At 65.4% G+C, this 4,828-nt stretch carries 5 protein-coding genes and 1 pseudogene; all 6 read left to right on the forward strand.

Annotated elements, in window-relative coordinates:
* Positions 1-197, forward strand: a pseudogene (locus tag EOA27_RS22235) (elongation factor P); the annotation flags it as partial.
* A 37-nt stretch (positions 198-234) separates the two neighbouring features.
* Entirely contained in the window at positions 235-1,035 is an 801-nt protein-coding gene (locus EOA27_RS22240) for an inositol monophosphatase family protein (protein ID WP_126080740.1), read from the forward strand.
* Positions 1,036-1,224: 189 nt separating this feature from the next.
* On the forward strand, positions 1,225-1,917 hold the full coding sequence (locus EOA27_RS22245) for a hemolysin III family protein (protein ID WP_126080739.1): 693 nt from the start codon (positions 1,225-1,227) through the stop codon (positions 1,915-1,917).
* Between the two features lie 102 nt (positions 1,918-2,019).
* Entirely contained in the window at positions 2,020-3,039 is a 1,020-nt protein-coding gene (locus EOA27_RS22250; protein ID WP_127257184.1) for a MotA/TolQ/ExbB proton channel family protein, read from the forward strand.
* Position 3,040: 1 nt separating this feature from the next.
* Positions 3,041-4,069, forward strand: coding sequence for a peptidoglycan -binding protein (locus EOA27_RS22255; protein WP_126080737.1), 1,029 nt, complete (start codon positions 3,041-3,043; stop codon positions 4,067-4,069).
* Positions 4,070-4,319: 250 nt separating this feature from the next.
* The gene (locus EOA27_RS22260; protein WP_126080736.1) at positions 4,320-4,745 is read left to right on the forward strand and encodes a hypothetical protein; all 426 of its coding nucleotides are present in this window, start codon (positions 4,320-4,322) and stop codon (positions 4,743-4,745) included.
* The last annotated feature ends 83 nt before the right edge of the window (positions 4,746-4,828 follow it).

Raw genomic sequence — 4,828 nt, forward strand, 5'->3', positions numbered from 1 at the left:
GCATCTCGCTGCCCGACCAGGTGACGCTGACCGTCACCGAGGCCGATCCGGTGGTGCGCGGCCAGACGGCCGCCTCCTCCTACAAGCCGGCGGTGCTGGAAAACGGCATCCGCGTTCTGGTGCCGCCCTTCATCTCGGCCGGCGAGCGCATCATCGTCGACACCAACGAAATCACCTATATGCGCCGCGCCGATTGAGCGCCGGCCGGTAGGAAGAAAAAGCCAGGAAGAAAAAATGGCGCGTTCCGCTCTCCTCAACGTCATGGTGCAGGCCGCGATGAAGGCCGGCCGCTCGCTGTCGCGCGACTTCGGCGAGGTGCAGAACCTGCAGGTCTCGATGAAGGGACCGGGCGACTATGTCAGCCAGGCCGACCGCAAGGCCGAAGAGATCGTCTACGCCGAGCTGTCGAAGGCGCGGCCGGGCTATGCCTTCCTGATGGAGGAGCGCGGCGCCGTGGAGGGCGAGGACGCCCAGCACCGCTGGATCGTCGATCCGCTCGACGGCACCACCAACTTCCTGCACGGCATCCCGCTCTTCTCGGTGTCGATCGCGCTCGAGCGCCAGGGCCAGGTCGTCGCCGGCGTCGTCTACAATCCGGCCATGGACGAGCTCTACACGGCCGAGCGCGGCGGCGGCGCGTTCATGAACGACCGCCGGCTGCGTGTTGCCGGCCGCTCCAAGCTGACCGACGCGGTGATCGGCTGCGGCGTGCCGCATCTCGGCCGCGGCCAGCACGGCAACTTCCTGATCGAGCTGCGCAACGTCATGGCTGAAGTCTCGGGTGTTCGCCGCCTCGGTTCCGCGGCGCTCGACCTTGCCTATGTCGCGGCCGGACGCATGGACGGCTTCTGGGAAACCGGCCTGTCGTCCTGGGATATCGCCGCCGGCATCCTTCTGGTGCGCGAAGCCGGCGGCTTCGTCTCCGACATGGATGGCGCGCAGGACATGCTGGACAATGGCGAGGTCGTCGCCGGCAACGAGCTCATCCAGCGCGCGCTGCTCAAGACCGTGAAGAAGCCGTTGGCGCCTCGCTGAGCGCGGCGTCGCGGTCAGCGCCCTACTGCGAAAGTCGGAATCGATTTTCGCAAGGGATCATGCGCAAATCAACGCGCCACAGCGCTCTTTGCGCGTCGAAAGGACGCGCGGCGCGGCAGTCGCAAAACCGCAACCCAAGCTTGAAATACTGGTCCGCGACTGCCCAGATTAGGGTTGCAGGATCATGTGATGAGCGACGCGCGACCAGATACGCAGCTTGAGATCCCCTTCGTGGGACGCTGGCATTATTCGCGCGCCGAAATGATCGCCGACGGCATCGTCCACGCGGTGGGCATCGTGCTGGCGATCGCGGCGGGCTCCGCCTTCCTGGCGCTCGCGGCTTTCCATGCCGGCCCCGGCGAGTATGCCGCCGCTGTGTTCTATGTCGTCTCGCTGCTCACCGTGCTGTCGGTGTCGCTGGCCTACAATCTGTGGCCGGTATCCTGGCCGGCGAAATGGATTCTGCGCCGCTTCGACCACGCCGCGATCTATCTCCTGATCGCCGCCACCTACACGCCCTTCCTAGCCCAACTCGACAACTCGCCGCTGGCATTGCCCATGATCGTCGTCGTGTGGGGTGCCGCGCTGGCCGGCATCGCCATCAAGATGTTCCTGCCCGGCCGCTACGACCGGCTGGCCATCGTCTTCTACCTCGCCATCGGCTGGAGCGGCGTGGTGCTCGCCGGACCGCTGGTCGAGACGCTGCCGCCGACCTCGGTCGCGCTGCTCGTCGCCGGCGGCATCGTCTATTCCCTGGGCGTCGTCTTCTTCGCCTGGAAAGGCCTGCGCTTCCACAATGCCGTCTGGCACGGCTTCGTCGTCACCGGCGCCGGGCTGCATCTGGCCGCCATGGTCGACTGCCTGGTCGTCAACCGGTTCTAATCCATGACATAGGCGATATTGCCAAGCACCATTCAATTTGGTCACAATTCCGTTTAGAGTCGCGGCAATTCTGCGGCGGGTGGCATCGGAAACGGGGCACGGATGGCTTTTCTCAGATCCTTCGGCAGGCGATCGGACGTCCTTGTCTACGATCCTCACAAGCTGTCGAGCCCGCAGGTCTTCCTGCTCACCATGGTGATCTTCCTGATCATCGTCGCTTTCATCGCCGCCATCCTCACCCGCCAGATCTCCACCGCCTTCTCCAGCAATCCGGGCCTCAACGGGCTGATCGTCGGCGTGCTGGCGGTCGGCATCCTGCTTGCCTTCGTCCAGGTCGGGCGGCTGTTCCGCGAGGTGCGCTGGGTCAATTCCTTCCGCGCCGGCTCCGAAACCACCGAGCCGGTGCTGTTGGCGCCAATGAAGGCGATGATCGGCCGCTCGTCGACGATCGCCTTCTCGACCTCGTCGATGCGCACGATGCTGGATTCCATCGCACCCCGCCTCGACGAGAGCCGCGACACCTCACGCTATCTTGTCGGCCTGCTGGTGTTCCTCGGCCTGCTCGGCACCTTCTGGGGCTTGCTCAACACCATCGCCTCGATCCGCGAGACGATCGAGGCGCTGGACCCCGGCACCGGCGATGCCGCCGCCGTGCTCGACGCGCTGAAGCAGGGTCTGTCGGCGCCGCTCGCCGGCATGGGCACCGCCTTTTCGTCCTCGCTGTTCGGCCTCTCCGGCTCGCTGGTGCTCGGCTTCCTCGACCTGCAGGCCGGCCGCGCCCAGACCCGTTTCTACACCGAGCTCGAGAACTGGCTGTCCTCGGTCACCGACCTGTCGTCGGACATCGTCGTCTCCGACACGGCCAAGACCGAGTCCTCCGAGGACATCCGCCTGCTGTCCGAGCGGCTGCGCAGCCTGCAGGAGAATGGCGGCGGCTCCAATCCGCGCGTCGCCACCGCCATGGCCAACCTCGCCGACGGCATTTCGGGGCTGGTCAAGAACATGCGCTCCGAGCAGCAGATCATGCGCGACTGGGTCGAGGCCCAGTCGGACGAGCAGAAGGCCATGCGCAACACGCTGGAAAAGATCGCCGACGCGCTGAAGAAGCAAGGGGTCCACTGACGTGGCGCTGGCAAGACGGCGCGCCGACCGCCGCATCGACTATTGGCCGGGCTTCGTCGACGCGCTGTCGACGTTGCTTCTGGCGATCATGTTCCTGCTCACCGTCTTCGTGCTGGCGCAGTTCCTGCTCAGCCGCGAGATCTCCGGCAAGGACACCGTGCTCAACCGTCTCAACTCGCAGATCAACGAGCTGACCCAGTTGCTCGCGCTGGAGCGCTCGAACAGCCAGGACAAGGAGGATACGCTCGCCAACCTGCAGGCATCGCTGTCGGCGGCGCAGGCCGAAAAGAGCCGCCTCGAGCAATTGCTGGCGCAGGGCGCCGGCGCCGGCGACGCGGCCAACAAGCGGGCGGACCAGCTTTCCGGCGAACTCAGCAACCAGCGCCAGATCAGCCAGCAGGCGCTGAGCCAGGTCGAGATCCTCAACCAGCAGATTGCCGCCTTACGCAAGCAGATCGGCGCGCTGGAAGACGCGCTCAACGTCTCCGAGCAGCGCGACCGCGACTCCAACACCAAGATCGCCGATCTCGGCCGCCGTCTGAACGTGGCGCTGGCGCAGCGCGTCCAGGAGCTCAACCGCTACCGTTCCGACTTCTTCGGCCGGCTGCGCGAGATCCTCGCCGACCGCGAGAACATCCGCATCGTCGGCGACCGTTTTGTCTTCCAGTCGGAGGTGCTATTTCCGACCGGTTCCGACGTGATCAACGACGCCGGCAAGGTCGAGATGAAGAAGCTCGCCGACGCCATCATCGAATTGCAGAAGGAAATCCCGCCGGAGATCAGCTGGGTGCTGCGCGTCGACGGCCACACCGACAACAAACCGCTGTCCGGCACCGGCCGCTATCGCGACAACTGGGAACTGTCGACCGCGCGCGCCACCTCGGTGGTGAAGTTCCTGATCGAGAACGGCGTGCCGGCCAACCGGCTGGTGGCCGCCGGCTTCGGCGAGTTCCAGCCACTCGACCCCGCCGACACCGACGAGGCGCGCAGCAAGAACCGCCGCATTGAACTGAAGCTCACCGAACGGTGATCCATTATCACACCAAGTCACGGTAAGTTGTTTGTCGGCTGAATACTTAGAGTACCAAGTCCCGTCGGCAAGGCCTGAAAACATTATCATTTTTTAATTACACATCGGCAATCGACGCACCTAATTTGCCGCGCAGGGCCGGGGACCGCCGGCGATGCCTCCCATCGCGACGCGACGGAACCGGACGGCCCGCAAAGTTCGGAAGGCAAGCGGCAGGGCCGCAGCCTTCCCTATCGGAGGATGCGCCGCCATGCGCGCTTCAACATCTCTCAAGACTATGACCCTGGCTGCCGCGTTGATCGCGGCCCCGCTTGCCGGCGCCTATGCGGCCGGACACCACAAGGGGGCGCTCGACGCGACCCCTACGGCCGATTTCATCGGCCCGCGCGCGGCCGGTCTTATCGATCAGGCCCAGGGCGTGGATCAGGGCATCACCGATGCCCGGCAGGCGAACAACATTTCGGCTTCCGAAGCGCAGCAACTGCACATGCGCGCCGCTCGCATCAGCCAGGCCGCGGAGCACGTCGCGGCTTCGGATCACGGCCGGGTCCCGTCCGCGCAATACCATGAGCTGCTGCGCCGCCTCGACAATGTCGACCAGAGGCTGATGAACGACACCGGCAGCGGCTTCATGATAGGCGACGGCGACGACGGCGGGAATTACCCGAACGGTTGACCACCAGGGAAGGGACCACCTGGCGCCCGCGGGACCTGGCCCCGAGGGCGTCCTTTTTCGATCGCGTATCGCTTTGGTTATAG

The organism is Mesorhizobium sp. M2A.F.Ca.ET.037.01.1.1 (assembly GCF_003998075.1).
Taxonomy (GTDB): domain Bacteria; phylum Pseudomonadota; class Alphaproteobacteria; order Rhizobiales; family Rhizobiaceae; genus Mesorhizobium.